Here is a 19967-nt window from a genome sequence, read left to right on the forward strand (position 1 = left end):
GGATGCTGAACCTTCCCTTTTGGCCAGTGACGCGCGCAGGTTCCTCGGTGGCCCCGGCTTTGTTGATGCTTGGCCTGATCTTCGCGCCCCCCAATTTGGCCCATGCCGGCCCGTCAGAGGCGCAGCTTTACGCGCAGGCCGTTGCCGCCCGTGAACAGCAGGATTTCGCGGCCGCCGCCCGCCTGTTCGAAGCGGTTTTGCGGCTGAACCCGCGAAATACCGATGCCTATGTGCTGTTGGGCTATAGCCATCTGGCGCTGGAAGATGGCCCCAAAGCACAGGCCGCATTTGAAGCCGCGCTCAAGATCGCCCCGGATTACCAAGATGCGCGGCTCGGTCTTGCGCAATTGGCGTTCCGGCAAGAAAACCGGCCCCGCGCCACGCAATTGGTCGAGATCGTGCTGGCCGCCCAACCGGACCGTATCGAGGCCTTGGCCTTGCGCGACCGGCTGGCAGCCCCGCCGCCGCCCAAATGGCGGCTGGATATTGGCGAGGAATATCATCGGTTGACTGCGGGGCGCCCGGCATGGCGCGAAGCGATCACCACGCTGTCCTACAGGCTCTCGCCCGATACGGTTGTGTCTGGCACCTTGCGGCATGCAGATCGCGGGACGACCCAGAACACGCAAATCAGCGCCCGCCTCAGCCATCGCGTTTCCCCCAAAGTATCGTTTTTTGGCCTGATCGGGGCCACGCCCGATCCGGATTTTCTGCCCGAAGTCGTTGTTGGCCTGGGCGGGCAGGTCCGCGTCTGGGCTTCGGCAGATGAGCGCGCGGCCTTTTGGGTGCGCGCGCAGGCACGGGCCGAGTTTGGACAAAATGGCCGGGTCGACTTGACACGTCTGGGCCCGCAGCTTGTGCTTTTTGGCGGCGATATGGTGCTTTCCGCCGATTGGTTGCACGGCCAGGGGGAAAACGGGCTCCATTCTGACGGGTTCATGGCGCGGCTAGAGGGGCGTCTTTCGGAACGCTTGGTTGGGGTCATCGGCTACGCCGACGCGCCCGAGATTGACAGCGCAACCGTGATTGACACGCAAAGCGCTTTTGTCGGGCTGTCTTACAAGGTGGATGACACGCTGACCTTGCGCGCCACGATCGCGCGCGAAAAACGCGCCGCCTATGATCGCGAGACGCTTTTTCTGGGTCTGACGAAACGGTTCTAGCGGTTCAGCATGTGCCAAGTCTTACAACGCGCGGGCGCCTGTCTGAGCTCTTTTGCGTGACGGATGCGCACAGGCCCTTCTCCACCTGCTTGCGCATTGCACCGCGTGGAACAAAACCACACCGCGCCGCGCCGGATCACATCACACGCGTCTACGCCTGCGGCTCCCAATTGCGAAACAACACAACCGCCCCGGCGCGCGATGCGCCAGAGCCGGTATCGGGCAGCGCATGAACCTCAATCTCCAAATCGTGCCCCTCATGTTGCGCCCGGGCCCGACGGCTGCCGCCGTCTGCGATCACCTGCGCGCAGAATTTTGGCAGATCGAGCCCATCAAGGCGCGGCCCGATCTGTCGCAAACTGCGGCCAATATCTTGGTCTTGCAAAGAGAATTCATCGCCCAGAAACTGGCCGAGCAGGCGCGAGAACCGCGCGATTTGCAGATCTTCATCGACGAAGATCACCCCAACTTTCAGAATGCCCAGCAGGTATTCCGTTTGCTGATTGAGTTCCGACAACAGCCTGATCTTGCGCTCATGCTCGGCGGAAAGCGTGATCAGTTCCTCGTTCACCGCCTGAAGCTCTTCGTTCGAGGCCTGCAATTCCTCGTTCGAGGCCTGAAGTTCCTCGTTTGAGGCCTGCAACTCCTCGTTTGAGGCCTGCAACTCTTCCCCCGAGGCCTCAAGCCGTTCGGTGACATGTTGCAACGTTTCCTCTGTCAGCTTTAGGTCGCGCTCCAGTTCGTAGATCCGGCGCGTAAGCACATTGAAATCTTCCTGCACCACCGGCAGGCCCTGTGCCAGATCGGGTTCGTGCCGCTCCGCCTCATTTTCGAGACGCAGCTTGACCAGCATCAGCCGCGGCTTGGCCGGGCTCACATCGAGCGATTCCAGCGTCAGCGTGCAGGGCTGAATTCGGCCATCCCCAAGGTTGACGTCGATTTGGCGCGTCAGTTCCACCAACTCACCGCTGCGCAGCTTCTCGATTCCGACGTTGATTACGAAATGCAGATCCGCATTGACGATCCCCTCCACCGTCCAGTCGGCGAGGTTGTTCATCGTGTCGATCAGGATCGAGGCGGTGCCGAACCAGTTCAGCACATCGCCATCCGAAGTAACAAGAATAGAGGAAGGCGCATAATGCTTAAGCAGCAGGTCATAGCTGCGCATCAGCGCATCGCGCGAGCGGCGCGCGGCAAGGTCGCGCAACCCGCCATCGGCCGCAGGAAGCCCGCTCGCAGATACAGGCACGTTGTTGAGCGCCTCCTGATAGGGGCGGTTTACGCGGCGCGAAATCGTTGCGGCAAGCAATGCCGGGTCATAAAGCCGTTTCGAGGAGGATTTGCGAAACAGCCGCCAGCGCGTCTCGATCGTTTCGAATTCCTCGGAAAAACGCCCAAGGCTCTCTGAGGAACCAAGGAACAGAAAACCATTGCGCTGAAGCCCGAAGAGGAACAACGAGAGCGTGCGCGCCTGCGCCTCGTCATTGAGGTAAATCAAAAGGTTACGGCACGAAATTAGATCAAGGTCAAGAAACGGCGGGTCGGTGAGCGCATTATGCACAGAAAAGATCACGCGCTGCCGCAGTTCGTGCGTCACCGCCCATCCGTTTTGCCCGCAGGTAAAATACCGGTCACGCAGAGCCTGAGGCACCTTGCGCACCTGATCGTTGGAATAGATGCCCGCAGAGGCGATATCCAGCGAATGGCGGTGAACATCTGTTGCAATCACTCTGAAATTCAGAGGTTTATTGGCCGCGATCAGCGCCTCTGAAAGCTCAATCGCAATCGTGTAAGCCTCTTCGCCGGAAGCACAGCCCGCCACCCAGACCCGCAATGGCTTGTCTTGGCTTGAACGTTCCACCAACTGCGCAATCGCCTGTTTGCGCAAGGCATCGAAAGCATCCGGATCACGATAAAAAGCGGTGACGCCAATCAGCAGGTCACGGTAAAGTTCGTCGATGGCCTCGGAATCCACCAACATTTGCGCAAGATATTCCTCAAGCGTGGCAAGGCCGCGCAAGTGCTGGCGGCGCTGGATCCGGCGCAACACATTTTCGGATTTGTAATGCGAGAAATCGAGCGCGTGGTGATCCTCCAGAAGCTTCAAAATCTGCTGCACGCTGCCCGGTTCTGAACCGCCGACGTCAGGCCTGGCGGGATCTGAGGCCTCCAGCAACGTGCCAATCGCATCCGGAATCGCCCCCGCCATGAAAACGTGATCCACAACATTCGTGGCGATGGCCGATTGCGGCATCGAAGGAAAGGCCGCCTCAGCCGGCAGTTGCGCGATCACCCGCCCGCCCGCGACATGCAGGTTTTGCGCACCACGCGTGCCATCACTGCCCGAGCCAGACAGGATCACCGCGATCGTGCGCTTCATGTCGCGCCCAATCAAGGAGGTGAAGAACCTGTCGATCGGCAGATGCGGGTTCTCGTCGCGCGCATCGTATTCGCGCACGCGGAAGGCTCCATCGACCAATTCCGTCGCGGTATTGGGCCGGTTAAGAAAGATCGTGTTCGGTTCGGGGCGCGCGCCCTCCTCGATATGGCGAATCTTTAGCCGCGTCTTGCGCCCCAGAAGCTCATGCATCATCGATCGGTAATCGGGCGATAGATGCTGGATCACCACAAAGCACCAGCCGGTATCGGCGCGCACGGCAGAGAACAGACGCTCAAGCGGTTCAAGCCCACCGGCGGAGGCACCAATTGCCACAAGTGCCGTCACTTCATCTGGCGCCGCAATGGCATCGGGGGCGGCATTTTCTTGTTTTTGGGAAGCGGCTGCGCCCTTGCTGTTTTGCCCCGGCGTTGCGCCCGTTGCCCGCTGCGCCATCGATCCCCCCAAACTATTACTTGTTATGGGGCAAAAAATAACACAGATTTGAAGGGTCGCAATACACATTCAAACCTGTGCAGGGCGCACGCCCTTTACGAGTCCCCCATGTCCCGCGTTCTACTTGCAGATGATGACCCCGATTTCCGGCGCGCCTTCGCATCGGCGCTTGAGGCGCTTGGGCATGATGTGACGGCACTAAAGGATGGTGGGCAGGTGGTTGCCACGGTCGAAATGGCCAATCCACCCTTTGATGTGGTGTTTCTCGATTTGATGATGCCCGAGGGCGGCGGCGCAACCACGTTGCATCGGCTGCACGGCGATCACGCCGATCTGCCTGTGGTGCTGATCACCGGACGCGACGAGCTTTATGACTCCCCCCTGTTTCTGGGCGGGCTGCGCTATGCCAGCGAGCGGCTGCGCAAAAACACCCCATTGAAAGAAATAGATGCACTGATCCGGCGCCTTACCGCAGTATGAGCGCCCTGCCCGACCCTGCCGCCCTTGCCCCCCCGCGCGCGCCAGAGCCCACTTTGGAGGAAGAAACGCTGGCCTATGCGCCCGAACGGCTGGGGCGCGTCTTTGCGGCATTGGCGCTGGCGATTTCCGGCATCGTGCTGGTCGGCGGCTGGGGCCTCGGGATCGATGTGCTGGTGCGTTTGTCGCCAAACTTTCCCGCGATGGTGCCCTCGACTGCGGGGGCGATCTTTACCATCGGTGTTGCGCTCTTGCTGATCTTGCACCCCGACCCGCCGCGCTGGCGGCGGCGGCTATCGCAACTTTTGGCGCTGGCGGTGCTGGGGGTCAGCCTGTTCAAGCTTGGCACCACTTTTGCACAGATGGCGCAGATCGACGCGCATACCGACCGTATGTCCGTCACCAGTTCAGGCGAGCTGGCCATCGCCGCACTTGCCGTGTTGATCTCGGGCTGTCCACGCGCGGGCTGTGTGTGGGTGCAAACGGTTTTCAGCACTTTCGGGTTGATGGTCGGCGTGATTGCGCTTGTCGGATATCTATTTGATGCCCCGGCACTTTATGAATTTTTCGTGCTCTCGGCCACGGCGCTGCACACCGCGTTTTGTCTGTCTTTGCTGTTCACCGCCCTGGTGCTGGATCGCGGGGCCCAGAACTGGATTGCGGTGCTGCTGCGCGATACCCCGGCCAGCGCCCGCGCACGCCGCAGCCTGCCGTTATTGATCGCGTTGCTGATCTTTGCAAGCTGGGGGATGTTCCACATGATCGCGCTCGGTCATCTGAGCGCGGCAGTGGCGATGGCCATTCTTGCGATTGCGCTTGCCGCGCTGGCGGTGGTGGTGGGGATCCACGCAACCCGCACGCGCAACCTGCGGCGCGCGCAGATTGTGCGCCAGATGGTGCTTTTGGACGGGACCGATGTCGCCGCCTTGTTGGTCGATGCCGAGGGTGCGGTTCTCGCCTCCAACCAATCGGCGCAAACAATGGTGCGCGATGATCCGGGCGATTGGCTAAAGCGCGCGCAGTTTCACCGCCTTGGCGATCACGCTAGGCTTACGGGGGCGGCGCATCCGCTGCGCCGCCTGCTGAACGACCCGCCGACGGGTGCCTTTTACGTTGGCTGGCTGGACCCGACCGGGGCGGAACGCGCGCTTCGGCTCTCTGCGCGCCGCCTCAAAACTTCGGATCACGCGCTGGCACAGTTTGTTGTGACCGTGGTCGACGACACCGAAACATGGCAGTTGCGCAGCCGCTATCATGAGGTCGAGCGCACGGATATGCTGCGCGAAATGGCGGGGTCGGTCGCCCATGAGATGGGCAATTTTCTTGGAGCGATCCGCCTATCAAGCGACAGCGCACAATTGACGGACCTGCCCGCGCGCGCGCGCGCCGAGCTTGAGGCAATCGGGCGGGCCTGCGAACGGGGGGGGCTGTTGATCACCCGCCTTCTTGATCTGACCCGCGAAGGGAGCGGGGGCGATGGTCATGTGCCGCTTGCCCCGATGATCTCTGAATTTGTCGAACTGGCGCGTGGCTCGCTCGCCAAGGGCGTGGCACTCGACATTACTCCGGTGCCCAAAGGCCTGCAGGCTTGGGTGGATCGCGCCGAACTGGAGGGCGCACTTTTGAACCTCGTGCTCAACGCCAGCCATGCAATTGCCGAAACCGGGCGCACCAGCGGCGGGCAGATCACGATCCGCGTAGACAGTGAACAAGGCGCGGTGCGCATCACCGTTGCCGACAACGGGCCGGGGATGAGCGCCGAAGTGTTGCGCCATGCCACCGAGCCATTTTTTACCACGCGCAAAGAGGTGGGCGGCAGCGGTATCGGCCTTGCAATGGTGGAAGGCTTCGCGCGGCGGAACGGTGGCGGCCTCGTGGTGCATTCGCTTCAAGGCGTGGGCACCGAGGTCACGATGACTTTGCCAATCACGCCAACGGATCGCTGGGGGGACCGGACGCCCGACCCCAATGAAATCGCCGCTGACGCCGCGCCTGCAAAGATTGCCCTTGCCGGGCGCTCCGTGCTGATCTTGTCGACGGACCCGCATTACGCGCTGTTGATGCCCGAGCGGCTGCGCCTCACCGGCGCCGCGGTCACCGTCGCGGAAAGCGCCGATGCCGCCCTAGAAAGCGCCAAGAGCGGCACGCGAATTGATTTGTGCGTCCTTGATCTGGAAGGCCTGCATACAGCAGAGTGGCTGGTGCAGGCGATCCGGGCCGCGCAGGGTGCGCTGCCGGTGATTTCGCTCGCCCCGCCGGGCGCGCCGCCCCGCCTTAAGGGGGTGGAAGCTCCGGGGCTGACGCTGACCAAACCGGTCTCTGCGACCGAGCTGAACAATGCCGCCGCGCTCCTGCTGGAAAACCGCGACCGTTACGAGGCGATATCCGAGAAAGCGTCAGCCCGGTTCGCATTGGGAAAAAGTGAGGGATCAGGCACATAGCCAAGCGCCTCGTCGCAAGGCATCGGGCGCGCATAAAAATACCCCTGCCCGTAATCGCAACCAAGCGCGCACAGCGTTTCATGCGCTTGAATATTCTCGATCCCCTCGGCAACCACTTTTTGTCCGAGATCATGCCCCAGATCGATGACCGAACGCAAAACCGCGCGCGCGCGATGATCGATTTCCCCGGTGCCAACAAAGCTGCGATCGATCTTGATGATATCGATCGGCCATTCACGCAAATGCTGCAAGCAACTGAAGCCAACACCAAAATCATCAAAGGCGATGCGCGCACCGCGAGAGCGTAGCTCGGTCAGATTGCGCATCAGCATGCCGTCATCCGACCCCAGCATGATGGTTTCGTTCAACTCCACCACCAGCGCGGACCAATCCAGACCCGCTTGATCTAAATAGCCTTGCAGATCAAACACGAACTCCGTGTGCATGAACTCGAACACCGAGGGGTTGATCCAGATCGACGCGGGCGGCGCATCCCTCTCATCATTGCGCTGCCCAAGCCATTTACAGGCCGCACCCCCGACCGCATCGGTCAGCTTTGGCGCCAGTTCCGGGTCACGCAACACTGGCTCAAAATGCCCCGGCGTCAACACGCCGCGACGCGCGTCGTGCCAACGCGCCAGCGCCTCATAGCCGATGATCGCCCCAGACTGCAAATCCACAAGCGGTTGCACCCATGGCTGCAAACGCTGCTCGCTCAAGGCGGCAGTGAAGCGCTTGCGCAAAATCCGGTTCGAGAAGGCGCCGTGCAAGGTTTCATCATAGACGATCGCCGACGCCCCCTTGCGCGACTTGCCACTATAAAGCGCCGCATCGGCTTGCTCAAACAGGCTCTCGAACGTGCTGGCATCAAAGGGTGCAAGCGCGCAGCCCTGCGCGGTAAAACCGATCCCCGGCTTGCCAAGCTTACTGACCGAAACAAGAATCTGCTTGGCGCAGGCCTGCATTGCCTCGTGAATAAAGTTTTCCGGCACCTCGCGCACTTTTGCCTGGGCCATCGGCAAGAGCGGCATCATGACACCAAACTCATCGCCCCCAAGCCGCCCGACAAGCGCCCCGTTGGAAAAGGTTCGCCGGATCGCCTCGGCGACCCGCACCAGATAAGTATCCCCGAAAGCGTGGCCATAGAGATCGTTTGCAGCCTTGAAATGATTGATATCGATCAGGATCAGCGCATGGACCATATCTTCTTGCGCTATCATCTCCTGCGCTTTGTTGCGGAAAGTCGAAGCATTGTCGAGCTTGGTCAGGTGATCCATCTCGGCCAGTCGCTTAAAGCGCTCGGCGCGGCGTTTTTCAAAGATCATATCCAGCGCAAGTTGGTTGCGCTCCTGACGCACTTGGAGCAGATCTGCGATCAACGCGCCAAGTGCATCGGCAAGCTGGTAGGCCGGCTCAAGCGGGTGCTCCGCAGACACCATCAGCACGATCTTGGCCTGCGTGAACGCGCCGATCTCGCCAAGATCGGCGTGGATCAGGTGATAACCGAGCGCCTCGGCAGCCCGCGCGTCATCGGGGGCAACATCTTGCTGTAGTGCATCAAGCAAGACGTGTGTGGGCCATTCTTCCTCAAGCGGGATAATCTGCACGCGATGAAAAGGGCCAGAGGCATCAACAAGCCGCAGCCCAAGACCAAGCGCGCCGCTGACGGTGGCGATCTGTTGGGCCTGCGCAAAAATATCTTCGATCCAGGCAAGTTCGTTCGTCCGCGCACCGTCATGCAGCGAATGGCCCATCGCACGTTCCGCGCGTGCAGAGCGCAGCGCGCCAGATGGCGCCAAAGCGGAGGACCCCGTCCTCGCGATGCTCTCGTAACCGTCGTCCAACCTGAAACTCACAAAACCACATCGAGACTGCCGGACAAGCTTCTCTCAATTTAGGTTACCAGAATCTTAACAAAACAGAAAAGCCACTGCCATTACGCCACGATATATCTGCCCCCCCTGCCCCGGATCCCATCGCTCTGCGGTCTGGGGATGCGGATATTTATGCACAGAAGGTTTCGAATCTCGCGGTCAGCCTGTCCGATGAGGCGACGCATCCGGAGGAGATATTGCTTCTGCCGGTGCTCGATGAAAACCAACGCGCGTTCGCCTCTGGCGCGGATCTGGCGCGGAATGCACCGAGACGGTGCCGATGTGATGCAGACGCTTCAGGGCCGCGCCCAGGGATGCCGGAGGCCAATTCCAGCCGCATGTCATCTTCGACCTGCGCTTGCAGCGCGGGCATTTCACCTGACACCCGCCCCCGCGCCTTGGCGCGCGGATCGCGGGCAACCTTATCCTTCATCCGCCGCAAGCGGTTCACCCCCGCGCGGGCGGGGAACAGATGGTATGACCGTTGACGCGGCCAACCTCTACGCGGCTCGGAAACTGAGAACATGGCCGCGCAACTAGCCAAAATCAGCCTGCGGCAAACCCAGAACGGCTCAGAAACGCCGTTTATATTCTGCGGCCAGATTTCCCCCGCGCTTGGTTTCATGTTACGCAGCAAGACCAACAGCCACCCTAACTGAACCACAGATTGAGATAGTTTGCGACATGGCAATGGGGGAGAAACCGGCGCACGATGCTTCGGAACCGATAGAAGAAGCCCCCATCGTGGCGATGCACTGGGGCGCCTATCGCGCGACGCAATCGGGAAACAAACTGGTTGCGCTTCATGGATTGGCGGACGATCCGGCGCCATCGCCGATCGGCCAAGGGGTGGTCGAAACGCTTTCGGGGCCCTGCCGTATCCCGCAGCCGATGGTGCGCAAGGGCTTCCTTGATCCGGATCTAAGGCACGATACGGCACGACGTGGCGCCGACAGCTTTGTTCCGGTCAGTTGGGATGAAGCGTTTGATCTTGTTGCTGCGGAATTGGAACGGGTGCGCAGCGCGCATGGAAATGCCTCCATCTATTCTGGCTCTTACGGCTGGGCAAGCGCGGGGCGGTTCCACCATGCCAAGAGCCAGTTGCGCCGTTTCATGAACATGTTCGGCGGCAGCACCGTTTCGGTCAATACCTATAGCTGCGCCGCGGCCGAGGTCATCCTTCCGCATGTGGTCGGGCCGTTCATGCAGCTTCTGGCCAACCACACTTCGTGGAAATCCATAGCGCAGGCCGGTTCGCTGGTCATTGCTTTCGGAGGGCTGGCAAAACGCAACGGTCAGGTGAACGCTGGCGGTTTGGGCCGACACATCCAGCAGGAAGCCATGCTGGAGGCACATCGCTGCGGTGCCCGTTTCGTCAACATCGCGCCGATCCGGTCGGATGTCTCGGCGGAACTGGAACCGGAATGGCTGGCCATCCGTCCCGGCACGGATGTGGCGCTGATGCTGGCGCTGGCACATACGCTCGTGCGTGAAGATTTGCACGATGCGGATTTCCTGCGGACTCATTGCGTCGGGTTTGAGGTTTTTCTGACCTATCTTACCGGCGAAAGCGACGGCCAGCCCAAAGATGCGGCTTGGGCCGAGACCATTACCAGCCTGCCCGCGGCAGCGATCGAAGATCTCGCGCGCCGCATGGCGCGCGGGCCGACCCTGCTCAACGCCAGCTGGTCACTGACCCGGCAGGAAAACGGTGAGCAGGTCTACTGGATGATGGTGGTGCTGGCTGCCATGCTGGGCGGCATCGGTCGCCCTGGCGAAGGCTTCGGGATCGGGCTCGGCGCGTTAAACGGGGTCGGCAATGATTTCTCACCGCTGTCGCTTGCCGCGCTGCCGACGGGGCGCGACCCGACGGGTAGCTTCATCCCGGTGGCGCGGATTTCCGATATGTTGCTCAATCCCGGGGCGACATATCGCTACGATGGCCAAACCCTGACCTACCCGGATATTCGTCTGGTCTACTGGGTCGGTGGAAATGTTTTTCACCACCATCAGGATCTTAACCGACTTAGCCGCGCCTGGGAACGTATCGAGACGGTTATCGTGCACGAACCCTTCTGGACGCCGATGGCGCGACGCGCCGATATCGTCCTGCCCTCCACATTGCCAGCAGAGCGAAACGATATTGTCGGCACCTTCAACGAAACCCGTGTGCTGGCGTCGCGTCAGGTGTCGAGGCCGTTTGGAGAGACGTTGAACGATCATGACATTTTCACTGGCATCGCTGCGCGCCTGCGCGCGAATGGCCAAGAAGAGACGGGCTTCAAAGACCAATTCACCGAAGGATTGGATGAGGAGGGATGGCTGCGCCGATTGTATGATGCAACGCGGGCCGCGACACCGGGCGGCGACGCATGGCCCTCTTACGAAGGGTTCAGAGCGCAGGGCTTCATCGACATTCCCCCGCCCGACAAGCCGCGCGTCATGCTGGAGGCGTTTCGCGCCAATCCCGAAAACGCGCCGCTGCCGACGCCGTCTGGACGGATCGAGATCTTCAGCGAGAGGGTCGCGGGCTTCGCAGCCGGCGACCTGCCCGGACATCCGGTCTGGCGCGCGCCGGCAGAATGGCTGGGCTGCCGACGCGCCCAAAAATTCCCCCTTCATCTTGTCTCTCACCAGCCAGAATCCCGGCTGCATAGCCAATTGGATCACGGTCCCGTCAGTCGGGCACAAAAACGCAAAAACCGCGAACCCTGTCGCATCACCCCCGAAGATGCCGCCGCCCGCGGCATTCGCGAGGGCGACATGGTGCGTATCTTCAACGACCGCGGCGCCTGCCTGAGCGTCGCACAACTCAGCAACGACCTACGGCCGGGCATTCTGAGCCTTCCAACCGGCGCATGGTATGACCCCGACCGCGACGGCGACCCGACGCTGTGCAAGCACGGCAATCCGAATGTGCTGACCGCCGATCGACCGACATCGGACATCGCCCAGGGACCTTCAGCGCTTACCTGTCTGGTGGATGTGGAGCGTTTCCGGGGACCGGCTCCTGACGTTACGGTATTCGACCCACCAGACATCGAGCCACGAGGCTAGTTGCTCACGGCGTCGTCCGGTGAATTCGCAAGGGGGCCCAATTCACCAAGACTGTATCGCCGCACGCAAAGCGCTCAAGCGCGCTGCGCCAAGCGGTCCGCACCAGTCCGGCGGCCAATACGCGCCAGCGCAATGACCGGCAAAATCCCGGCAGCGACAATGGCCAGCGCGGCGATCGCGCCATCTTCATAGGTGCCGCGCGCGGCCTCGCTGTAAAGGTGGGTGGCCAGCGTCTCAACCCCCAGCGGGCGCAAGAGCAGCGTGGCCGGAAGCTCCTTCATCGTATCGACAAAGACCAAAAGGGCCGCCGCCACAAGCGCGGGGCGCAAGAGCGGCAGGTGCACATGCCTTAGGCTAGCCCCCGGCCCATCGCCCAAGCTGCGCGCGGCGTGGTCCAGCGCGCGGGGGATTTGCGCAAACCCACTGTCGATCCCGCCCACAGACATCGCCAAAAACCGCACGACATAAGCATAGACCAAGGCCGCACCGGAGCCGATCAGCACAAGCCCAGTGCCAAAGCCGAAAAGCATCTGCGTGCTTTGATCGATCATCCGATCGAGCCCCGCAACGGGCACCAAGACACCCAAGGCCACGACGGTTCCCGGCATCGCATAGCCAAGGCTCGCCAATCGGCCAAATGTCGCCGTGGTGCCCCCCGGCCATAGCCGTGCGGCAAAGGCCACGATCATACCGCCCGCCAAAACCGCCGCCGTCGCCGCCGCGGCCAAGCCTAGCGTCGCGCGCATCTCGGCCCAAAGCTGTGGGGAAATGCCCGCCTCCCCGATGCGCCCAGCCGCTTCTGACAAAAGCCACAAAAGGGGCGCGCCAAAACCCAAAACCACGGGCAGCGCGCCAAGCGCCAGTGCCGCCCAACCGCGCAGGCCCGTCAGCCGCTCAGGCACCAAGGGGCGCATGCGCTGCGCGCCCCCCGCAAAGCGCTGTTTGCGCCGCGCGAAGCGTTCGAGCGCCACCAAAGCGGCCACCACGATCAGCATCACCAGTGCAATCTGCGCCGCCCCCGGCAGGTCTGACCGCGTCACCCATGTTGTGTAAATCGACACGGTGAGCGTGCGCACGCCCAGAAATTCAGAGGCCCCGATGTCATTGAGTGCTTCCATCAACGCAAGGCTCGCCCCAACCGCGATGGCCGGGCGTGCCAGCGGCAAGGCAAGGCGCGCGAACAGGCGCGTGCGGGTGCAGCCCAGCATCCGCCCCGCCTCAAGCAGCCCTGCCGCTTGCATCGCGAACATCGCCCGCACCGGCAGATAGACGTAAGGGTAAAGCACCAGCCCCAACAGCAAGATCGCCCCGGGCATCGAGCGGATATCGGGCAGGCGAAAATCGCGCGGGCGATCATAGCCCAAAAGCGCGCGCAGCAGCTCCTGCACCGGGCCCAGCGAATGCAGCAGTTCCAGATAGACGAAGGCGATGATATAGCTGGGCACGGCAAGCGGCAGCAAAAGCGCCCAATCCAGCACCTTGCGGCCCGGAAAGTCATGCGCGGCCACCAGCCATGCCAATGCGGTGCCCAGCACGATGACAATAAGCCCGACCCCCAGCAACAAGACAGCGGTCTGCCCCAGCGCGGGCCGCAGAACATAGGCCCAAAGATGCGCCCAAAGCCCGTCAGACCCCTGAAGCGCTTGCCAGATCAGCGCCAAAACGGGGGCCAGAACCAAAGCCGCAACCACCCCGCTGCCCCAAACCCAAAGACGCCCGCCCCCCAATGAGGGGCGGGATGTCCTGCGCAATGGCAGGCTGGGCATCAAATCGGTCACGGCCATGTCCGGACGGCCTTAGTTATCGAAGCCGACCTGTTCCACAAGGGCGCTGGCCGCCTTGCGGTTGGCCACCACTTCGGTCAGCGGCAGAGGGTCGATCTCCAGCGGGCCAAAAGAGGCCACCACGGGCGACAGTTCCGCCTCCGTATTCACGGGGTATTCAAAATTCGCCTCGGCATAGATTTTTTGCGCCGCATCGGAGGTGAGGAATTCCAGCAGTTTCACCGCCTCGGCTTTGTTCGGCGCGTGTTTGGCAAGCGCTGCGCCCGAGATATTCACATGCGTGCCGCCGTCTTCAAAAGTGGGCAGCAAGACCTTGATCGCGGCGCCCCAGGCTTTTTGCTCGGGGTCTTTTTCATTCGTGCGCATCAGCCCGACATAATAGGAATTGGCCACTGCAATATCGCAAATGCCCCCAAGAATATCCTTCGCCCCATCGCGATCACCGCCCCCCGGCGTGCGCGCAAGGTTCGCCTTGATCCCGCTCAGCCAGGCTTCGGTGGCCTCGGCACCGTGATGGGCCAGATAGGCCGCAAAGAGGCCGGTGTTATAGGGGTGCTGGCCCGAGCGGATGCAGATTTTCCCCGCCCATTTCGGATCGGCAAGATCCTCATAAGTGATTGCGTCAAGGTCCAACTCTTTGGCCGCATAAACCACGCGCGCGCGCATCGACAGCGCCACCCATTGGTTTTGCGGATCGCGCAGCGTCTCGGGCACGGCGGCAAGAACGGCCTCTGACGTAATGGGTTGCGTCAGCCCTTTTTCGACGAAATCGGCCATATTGCCGACATCGACCGCCATCAAAACATCCGCCGGGGAAGAGCCGCCTTCGGCCGCCACCCGCTCTGCCAGACCGTCTTTCAAAAACACCGTGTTCACCGCGATCCCGGTCTCGGCGGTAAAGGCCTCCAGCAGCGGTTCAACCAATTTCGGCTCGCGCGAGGTGTAGAGATTAAGTTCTGCAGCGCTTACTGCGGCGGGCAAACACAGCACAGTCGCCATCAATGTGGCACGCACGGAAAGGGTCATGGCAAGGCCTCCAAGGCTGGAAAGGTCGTGTCGCCCGGGAACGGGCTCCCCCTCGATGCCATGACCGACCAATTCGATCAAGAATTATTTCTGACTATAATAATCATATTACTGTAATTCTTCCGCGAAGACGTGGACTGCTGCCCGATCAAGCCGCAAGCCCACCCGCGCAGGCAGATCGAGTTGCGGGGTCGCGGGCAGATCAAGTTGTAGCGGAGCGCCTCCCTCTTCCAGCGTCAGGCAGACCCGTTCCTGCGCCCCCAGAAAATCATGCCGCGATACGCGCGCCGCTCCCCCCTCGGCGGGATCGCACAGCGTCAGCGCTTGGGGACGAAAGAAGACAACTGCGCGTTGGCCCTGCGCCAGATCGGGTGCTGGAAACACGCCCAAAGGTGTTTCAATCCGCCCCTCTTGCACCACGCCCGGCACCACATTGCCCGCGCCAAGGAACTGCGCCACATAAAGCGTTGGTGGAACATGATAAAGCTGGCGCGGTCCGTCCAATGCTTCGATCTGCCCCGCATGCATCACCGCGAGCCGATCGGCCACGGCGAGCGCCTCGGTCGGGTCATGGGTGACGATGATCGCCCCCACCTGCATCTGCCGCAAAAGCGCCAGCGTTTCCGCCCGGACCGTTTCGCGCAGGCCTTGGTCGAGGTTGGAAAACGGCTCATCCATCAGCAAAAGCCGTGGGCGTGGGGCGAGCGCGCGCGCCAAGGCCACACGCTGGCTTTCGCCCCCAGACAGCATATGCGGGAAGCGATCCGCCAAATGCGCCACGCCGGCCACGGTCAGCACCTCGTTCACCCGCGCCTGCACTTCAACACGTGGGCGGCCCTTCAGCCCGAAGGCCACATTATCCGCCACACTCAGATGCGGAAACAGCGCGTAATCTTGAAACATGAAGCCGATGCCGCGCGCTTCCGGCTCTACGAACGCCCCGGGCCCGCAAAGCACCCGCCCTGCCAAGGTGATGGTGCCTGTCTCTGGCCGCTCGACGCCCGCGATCAGGCGCAATAAGGTCGACTTTCCGCAGCCCGATGCGCCCAGAAGACACAGAATTTCCCCGGTCCCGAGCGTGAAAGAAATATCCTTCAGTGCAGCAACACCATCGAAACGGCGGCTGACGCCTTCAATCGAAAGCCAAGGCGGCGGCGGGGGGGCGGCTAGTGCACTCATGCGCCGAAGCTAAACATTGGGCGCATGAAATCCAATCTTTCCTGACGGTTTTTCTTGCCTTGACCGAACACCTTTGGCGCGTGTGAGTCCAGATCACCAGCCTCGGCAGGCCGTTTCAGCCCCGTCACCATCGCCCGCGCCAGATTTTTGAGATGCCGCACAAAGGCCAAAGCCACGCCGCCGATAGGCCGCACAACGAAAGCAGCATCAAATTGGCAAGGACGTCATGCCGGTCACCAAACGCCTCGTCGACGATCAGGATTGTCGACGAAAGGCCAAAGTGGCGCAGCGCCTGATGTTTGACCGGCAGCACCGCCATAAGCGCCTGATCAATGGTGCCCACACCGACATCGGCCAAAAGCGCCCGACGACGGCTTTCGGCCAGCCAGTCGGTGCAGGAGGGATCGTCCTCGCCGCGCGCGCCGCCCGTCACCAGATCGCGGAACTCGGACGAGAGCCCCGCCCGCCCATGCGCCAGGGTCAATGTGGGAGAGGCAAAGATCTTGCCGACGAACCGCGCGGAGCGCCGGAACATCGCATCTGCCGTCGCCATGGTGGGCAGCGCAAAATAAAGCCCCCGGCCCTTGCCCGCCAAGGCCATCCGATGCGCCAGGATCAGCGCCGCCTCGGTCTTGCCCGACCCGGTTTCATCCTCGATCACGGCAAGCATGGGACCTTCGGGCAAACGAAGCTCCGCGCAGGCCGACTGCATCGGGCGCGGCGCAAAATCGAAAAGCGGGCCAGGTTGCGCCACCGTGCCGCCAAGACCCGCTTCGGCCACCGCGACCGACGCAACCTGCCGGGCCTGCGTCAGATAGTCGACGAGCGACGGGCCCGGGGCATGCGCGCAAAACCAGCGCGTGTTCGAACCGATCCAGTCGGCGCAGGCACAAAGCCCGGGCAACCACCATGAAAGCCTGGTGGCATCGACCAGATCAAGCCCCTCAACCGAAGCCCCGGGCCAGAGGTCGCAAAACGCCTCGATCATCGCCGCAGCGGGAGCTGCGCCAGTGCCCACATGCTGCATAGCCTTGCCAAATTCCCGCACCCGCGCGGGTTTGGGAAGGGCGCCGATGGCAAGATTAGGCGGCCTTCCATGGTGCCCCGCTGCGGAGGCATAAAGCTGCCAGCGCAGATCGGGGTCGCCGCCCAATCTCGCGGCGAGATGCGCGTCGTTTTGGTGCAACAGCACCTCGGTCAATTCCCAATGCCGTGGGCCTTGCGCGGGCGCCCCTGCCAGCATGGCCCGAAAGCTATCGCTGATCTTGCCCAGATCATGCAGCGCCACCAGCAGCACCAATGCCTGCCTCAGCGGCGGGGCCAAGGCGAAAGGCTCAATCAGATGCTCGGCCACGGCCGCCACATCCAACATGTGATAGACTGCCGGATGGGCGGGCAACCCATCGCCCGCGGGGCTTTTGCCGGGCCAGTGCAAAAGGTCATCCGAAAACTCCACGGGTTCAAAAGCGGGCCCTTCCGGATCGGGCGCGCCCGAGACTATATCGCGTCGCCTTCCTTCGCCAACAGACCTTGCAAGAACGCCAACGCTTCCCCATTCAGCAAGCGGTTCGGATAATTCGCCGGGATCAACTCGTCCTCTGCCGCCACAAGCCGCGCCTTGGCGCGATTATAGCTTTGCGGATCAGCCAGATCCTCCGCAGCAGCCCGCAGGCGGTCATATTCTTCGCGCGGGATCGTCCCCATCTCGTTCATGTCAAACCCTTTCAGTCGTAGGGTTTCAATGGTCATGACGGTCCCCCGCCGCGCCGCGACCCCACGGGCCTTTCGGCGCTTATCTTTGAATATGCGCAACTTGGAACGCATCGGTTGTATGACTGCTGGTCCCGCGTTAACGTTTCATTAATTATCACGTGTGAATTATTTACTTTGAACCGTCCAAGAGCACGTTTTCGCTCAGGCTCAGGACCCCCAGACAGGAAGTCTTTTCGTGCGCCCTATTTCAGTCTTTCTTGCGGTTGCTCTTGCTCTGATCACTCTGGCTTTTGGGGGAGCGGCCCATGCCGCGACTTATGCATGCAGCCCGCCGGCGTTTACGACCAATACCGACTTTCTCTCCATGAAATTGAACGGGTCCCCTGCCTGTGACCAATTTTACACTGGATCGGAAGAAATCGTCATCATTGCGGACATCAGCGGAAGCGATACTGTTTATGAGGTGGTCTTAGGAGGGGGGGTCACCGCAAGCTTTTCTGGCACTGGCTTGCAGGTGAACAGCACACAGTACGGTTGCCCGACAGCGTCGAGCTGCAGCTTGACTGTCAGCGGCACGGCAAATTCTCAGCCCTATACTTTCACCGTAACCCGGGCAGCCGGGAGTTCGACCAACAGCCTTCCAAGTGTCGACTATGGGGCCTCTGATACGACCCCGCCGTCGGGCTATACGGTCTCGCTTGATCAAGATCCGGTCACGTCGGCGACTGAAAGCGCAGTGTCCTTCACCTTCGCGGGGGCGGAAACCGGCACGAGCTACAGCTACACGATCACCTCTTCGGGCGGCGGCACGGCGGTGACCGGCGCGGGCACGATCAGCACGGCGGCCCAGCAGATCACGGGCATCGATGTCTCGGGGCTCGCTGACGGCACGCTGACCCTCTCGGTCACCCTGACCGACAGCGCCAGCAACACCGGCGCGGCGGCGACCGATACCGCCACCAAGGATGTCGCGGCGCCGTCGGGTTATACCGTCTCGCTCGATCAAGATCCGGTCACATCGGCGACTGAAACCGCGGTGTCCTTCACCTTCGCCGGGGCGGAAACCGGCACGAGCTACAGCTACACGATTTCGTCTTCGGGCGGCGGTACGCCGGTGACCGGCGCGGGCACGATCAGCACGGCGGCCCAGCAGATTTTGGGCATCGATGTTTCGGGGCTCGCGGACGGCACGCTGACCCTTTCGGTCACGCTGACCGACAGCGCCAGCAATACCGGCGCGGCGGCAACCGATACCGCCACCAAGGATGCTGCGGCGCCGTCGGGCTATACCGTCTCGCTTGATCAGGATCCGGTCACGTCGGCGACTGAAACCGCAGTGTCCTTCACCTTCGCCGGGGCGGAAACCGGCACGAGCTACAGCTACACGATCTCTTCTTCGGGCGGCGGCACGCCGGTGACCGGGGCGGGCACGATCAGCACGGCGGCCCAGCAGATCACGGGCATCGATGTCTCGGGGCTCGCGGACGGCACGCTGACCCTTTCGGTCACGCTGACCGACAGCGCCAGCAATACCGGCGCGGCGGCGACCGATACCGCCACCAAGGATGTCGCGGCGCCGTCGGGTTATACCGTCTCGCTCGATCAAGATCCGGTCACATCGGCGACTGAAACCGCGGTGTCCTTCACCTTCGCCGGGGCGGAAACTGGCACGAGCTACAGCTATACGATCTCGTCTTCGGGCGGCGGTACGCCGGTGACCGGCGCGGGCACGATCAGCACGGCGACGCAGCAGATCACCGGCATTGATGTCTCGGGGCTCGCTGACGGCACGCTGACCCTCTCGGTCACCCTGACCGACAGCGCGAGCAATACCGGTTCGGCCGCAACCGACACGGCCACCAAGGATGTCGCGGCGCCGTCGGGTTATACCGTCTCGCTCGATCAAGATCCGGTCACGTCGGCGACTGAAACCGCGGTGTCCTTCACCTTCGCCGGGGCGGAAACCGGCACGAGCTACAGCTACACGATCTCGTCTTCGGGCGGCGGCACGGCGGTCACCGGCGCGGGCACGATCAGCGCGGCGACCCAGCAAATCACCGGCATCGATGTCTCGGGGCTCGCGGACGGCACGCTGACCCTCTCGGTCACGCTGACCGACAGCGCCAGCAATACCGGTTCGGCGGCGACCGATACCGCCACCAAGGATGTCGCGGCGCCGTCGGGCTATACCGTCTCGCTCGATCAAGATCCGGTCACGTCGGCGACTGAAAGCGCGGTGTCCTTCACCTTCGCCGGGGCGGAAACCGGCACGAGCTACAGCTACACGATCTCGTCTTCGGGCGGCGGCACGGCGGTGACCGGCGCGGGCACGATCAGCGCGGCGACCCAGCAGATCACCGGCATCGATGTCTCGGGGCTCGCGGACGGCACGCTGACCCTGTCGGTCACGTTGACCGACA

At 62.2% G+C, this 19967-nt stretch carries 12 protein-coding genes; 5 read left to right on the plus strand and 7 right to left on the minus strand.

From position 1 onward, the window contains the following. Positions 1-2 precede the first annotated feature (2 nt). The gene (locus CKO11_RS04785; RefSeq protein ID WP_223633535.1) at positions 3-1163 is read left to right on the plus strand and encodes a YaiO family outer membrane beta-barrel protein; all 1161 of its coding nucleotides are present in this window, start codon (positions 3-5) and stop codon (positions 1161-1163) included. A 151-nt stretch (positions 1164-1314) separates the two neighbouring features. Here CKO11_RS04785 and CKO11_RS04790 read toward each other — a convergent pair whose 3' ends face one another. After that, positions 1315-3996, minus strand: a complete 2682-nt coding sequence (locus CKO11_RS04790) for a CheR family methyltransferase (RefSeq protein ID WP_223633537.1) — start codon at positions 3994-3996, stop codon at positions 1315-1317. A 108-nt stretch (positions 3997-4104) separates the two neighbouring features. On the opposite strand from CKO11_RS04790, the gene CKO11_RS04795 reads away from it, so the two are divergent. Then, positions 4105-4476 (plus strand): response regulator transcription factor, encoded by a 372-nt coding sequence (locus tag CKO11_RS04795; protein WP_223633539.1) that lies wholly within the window; start codon positions 4105-4107, stop codon positions 4474-4476. Beyond that, on the plus strand, positions 4473-6914 hold the full coding sequence (locus CKO11_RS04800; RefSeq protein ID WP_223633541.1) for a hybrid sensor histidine kinase/response regulator: 2442 nt from the start codon (positions 4473-4475) through the stop codon (positions 6912-6914). The genes CKO11_RS04795 and CKO11_RS04800 overlap by 4 nt, the downstream gene beginning before the upstream one ends. Here CKO11_RS04800 and CKO11_RS04805 read toward each other — a convergent pair. Further along, positions 6845-8668 (minus strand): putative bifunctional diguanylate cyclase/phosphodiesterase, encoded by a 1824-nt coding sequence (locus tag CKO11_RS04805; protein ID WP_223633543.1) that lies wholly within the window; start codon positions 8666-8668, stop codon positions 6845-6847. The two genes, CKO11_RS04800 and CKO11_RS04805, sit on opposite strands and share 70 nt — an antisense overlap. Before the next feature lie 810 nt (positions 8669-9478). Here CKO11_RS04805 and CKO11_RS04810 point away from each other — a divergent pair. Next, a complete protein-coding gene (locus tag CKO11_RS04810; RefSeq protein WP_223633545.1) occupies positions 9479-11845 on the plus strand; it encodes a molybdopterin-dependent oxidoreductase in 2367 nt (788 codons plus the stop codon). Between the two features lie 74 nt (positions 11846-11919). On the opposite strand, the gene CKO11_RS04815 is transcribed toward CKO11_RS04810, so the two are convergent. The 5 genes from CKO11_RS04815 to CKO11_RS04835 all read right to left on the minus strand — a co-directional run bounded on the left by CKO11_RS04815 (position 11920) and on the right by CKO11_RS04835 (position 17583). Further along, the gene (locus CKO11_RS04815) at positions 11920-13629 is read right to left on the minus strand and encodes an ABC transporter permease (protein WP_223633547.1); all 1710 of its coding nucleotides are present in this window, start codon (positions 13627-13629) and stop codon (positions 11920-11922) included. A gap of 12 nt (positions 13630-13641) precedes the next feature. Beyond that, positions 13642-14655 (minus strand): Fe(3+) ABC transporter substrate-binding protein, encoded by a 1014-nt coding sequence (locus CKO11_RS04820; RefSeq protein ID WP_223633549.1) that lies wholly within the window; start codon positions 14653-14655, stop codon positions 13642-13644. 108 nt (positions 14656-14763) lie between these two features. Then, the gene (locus tag CKO11_RS04825) at positions 14764-15834 is read right to left on the minus strand and encodes an ABC transporter ATP-binding protein (RefSeq protein WP_223633551.1); all 1071 of its coding nucleotides are present in this window, start codon (positions 15832-15834) and stop codon (positions 14764-14766) included. Positions 15835-15958: 124 nt separating this feature from the next. Next, positions 15959-17290, minus strand: coding sequence for a CRISPR-associated endonuclease Cas3'' (locus tag CKO11_RS04830; RefSeq protein WP_223633553.1), 1332 nt, complete (start codon positions 17288-17290; stop codon positions 15959-15961). Positions 17291-17331: 41 nt separating this feature from the next. After that, positions 17332-17583: a hypothetical protein gene (locus tag CKO11_RS04835; protein WP_223633556.1), complete on the minus strand. Its 252-nt coding sequence runs from the start codon at positions 17581-17583 to the stop codon at positions 17332-17334. Positions 17584-18106: 523 nt separating this feature from the next. On the opposite strand from CKO11_RS04835, the gene CKO11_RS04840 reads away from it, so the two are divergent. Beyond that, positions 18107-19967: beta strand repeat-containing protein (locus CKO11_RS04840; RefSeq protein ID WP_223633559.1), on the plus strand; the 1861-nt coding region annotated here is incomplete at its 3' end.

It is taken from the genome of Rhodobacter sp. TJ_12 (assembly GCF_020023995.1).
Lineage (GTDB): Bacteria > Pseudomonadota > Alphaproteobacteria > Rhodobacterales > Rhodobacteraceae > Rhodobacter.